Source organism: Algoriphagus sp. (assembly GCF_024642405.1).
Lineage (GTDB): Bacteria > Bacteroidota > Bacteroidia > Cytophagales > Cyclobacteriaceae > Algoriphagus.
In genome coordinates, this window is record NZ_JAHEBC010000483.1 from 1 (window position 1) to 2,425 (window position 2,425).

At 36.2% G+C, this 2,425-nt stretch carries 2 protein-coding genes and 1 pseudogene; all 3 read right to left on the reverse strand.

What is annotated here, in order from left to right; translation table 11 throughout:
* A pseudogene (locus tag Q0L68_RS19605) lies at positions 1 to 369 on the reverse strand (glycosyltransferase family 1 protein); the annotation flags it as partial.
* Positions 362 to 1,261, reverse strand: a complete 900-nt coding sequence (locus Q0L68_RS19610; RefSeq protein ID WP_296705935.1) for a class I SAM-dependent methyltransferase — start codon at positions 1,259 to 1,261, stop codon at positions 362 to 364. The pseudogene Q0L68_RS19605 and the gene Q0L68_RS19610, both read right to left, overlap by 8 nt.
* Entirely contained in the window at positions 1,258 to 2,391 is a 1,134-nt protein-coding gene (locus tag Q0L68_RS19615; protein WP_296705936.1) for a glycosyltransferase family 1 protein, read from the reverse strand. The genes Q0L68_RS19610 and Q0L68_RS19615 overlap by 4 nt, the downstream gene beginning before the upstream one ends.
* Between the last annotated feature and the right edge of the window lie 34 nt (positions 2,392 to 2,425).

A 2,425-nucleotide genomic window follows, 5' to 3' on the forward strand; every position in this document is an offset into this window, starting at 1 on the left:
ATGAGGGATCTTATTTTTTCTTGCCCAATAAGAGCCAACGATTACTGCCAAAGTATTGGAGTAAACCAGTTCAAAATTAAACTCCTCATGAAGTCTATTCAAAAACTTGAAGGCTTTAAGTTTCTTGTTAAACCTATTGACGAGACCACTAGCATTAACATACTTTCTCCTTAGAATTCCGAGATTCTGAACCTTCACAATAAATCCCTCTTCTACTAATAAATCAGCAAGTGGTCCCTTTCCTGTCATGACGACCACTGGATTAAGACCTTGTTCTCGATAAATCCTTAGAACTTGAAGAATGATTTTTCCAGAACCATAAAGCTCCGAACTAGTCTGAAGAAAAAGTATATTTCTTTCCTTACCCATCCTTTCTTAAATAAATTCCGATCACCCCACTTTTTGAAAAAAGTGCAGCAAACGATTCAAATAAAAATGCGAATGGGGTCAAAAGCCCTACTCCTAACATTAACCCAATTGTTTTTTTCTTTTTCAGACTCAAGATCAAATGCTTTCTGTAACCAAAAAGACTAAATAATGATTGGAGCATTCCTAAAACACCTAGATGTATTGAGAAAGGTTTCTCTCCAACTTTTATATACCCTAAACTTTCAAATTGGTTTAAAAGTCTTGACTCATTCCAGTGAGTTAAATGTTTGGGAATATCCCAATGGATCCAATTTTTTCCGGCTATTTTCGCTTGCCAGGAATCTGCTCTTGGCACTTCAATGTAAAGTAAACCACCCTTTGCCAAATTAGAATGCAGCAATTCCTTCACCAAAGAAATCGGTTCCGGTAAATGTTCAAATACATGATTTAAACAAATCAAATCAAATTCACCTCCTGCAACCTGACCCGACTCATAAAATTCCTGAATAACCTCTACTTGATATTTATCCTCAGCAAATTTAGCTCGATCTTTAGCCGTTTCTATTCCAATGCCAATCAAGCCTGATCTTTTAGCTTCAGCCAAGAATTGACCTTTTCCACATCCAAAATCAAGGACTTTATTTTGAGATTTATCGAGTAGGGCCTTAGCTCGATTTAATACGCCTTTTGCCTCTTTAAAGATCACCTTTTCAAAAATGGACTCTCTATTATCAACTACAGCATATACTTCATCTTCATAAAGCGCATCTACGTCCAATTCATTAGGGATAAAAGTCCAGGAGGTTTTACAGTTTACACATTTAATAATTGAATATTCCTCCCTAGATTCGGTAGGTTCAACTTTGCAGACTGGACATGCAATTTGCCTCATATTTTTGGAGCAGCATTCAAAATCAAATGCTGAAAAGCTTCTATAAATTTTTGTGGGGAAAAATTTTTGCTTCGAGAAAGTCCTTTTTGAATTAGATCATCTCTCAGCACCTTATCCCGGCTCAAAAGTACCATTTTTTCTACCAAATCATTTAAATCCCCGGTTTTGAAAACTAAACCTGAATTCCCACCTACCTCAACTAAAGCAGGTTGATCTGAGTGAATTACAGGCAATCCCAACCCCATCGCTTCAAGGATTGGAATTCCAAAACCTTCATTTTCAGAAGGAAAAACGTAAGCAAAAGCGTTTTCATAAAAGCTCCTGATCTGTGCATCAGAAACATAACCTGGAAGGATTACTTTTTCTTCCAATCCTTTTTCAGATACCAACTTTTGAATCAAAGGGAAATCATTCATCTGAGCACTTTGTCCCTGACCTCCCGCCAAAACTAATTTGAATTCCTTGTTATGCTTATACAGAAACTGTTCAAAAGCTTCCAGAAGCAAAGGCAGGTTCTTTCTTTTATCAAAAGTGCCAATATGAAGAAAATAGGGAAATCGATCTAATTGGTTGTCTTCAATCAAACTTGAATCTCGCTTTTCAGATAAATTCTTTGGGGCTTGGTATACGACCTCAATCGGCAAATTATTTCCTAGATGCTCTTTTAAGGCGTTTTTAGAATAATTGGTGGTCGTAATGATTTTAGTGTCATTCTTCAGTCCTTTTGAAATCAATCTCAAAAAATATCTTCTCCACCATAAAGGGTAATTTTGGGGCATTTGCCAGAAAAAAGCATCATGGATTACTGTCATTCTTTGGCAGGGAAGTGATGCGGCTGGTGAAACAAAATCCAAACAAATCAAAAGATCCGGTTTATGCTTTTTGACTAAATCAGGCAATTGAAATTCCTTCCAGCGAAAATAATCCAAATGGTAATTAAGCCTTTGAATCTTTGATGAAAGATTTTTAAATGTCTGGTCTTTTGACTGCTTTTCTGGATCATGAGAAAAAATCCATTCAATATCAGGATGTGGATATGTCTTGGCTGCTTTCGTCAGCTCCATCATATAGGTTTTAATGCCCGTGGTCGCCACATTGAGATATTGAAGATCAAGTAGGACTTTCATCATGTTATTTTAAACTTATATTTTGGAAGATTTACTA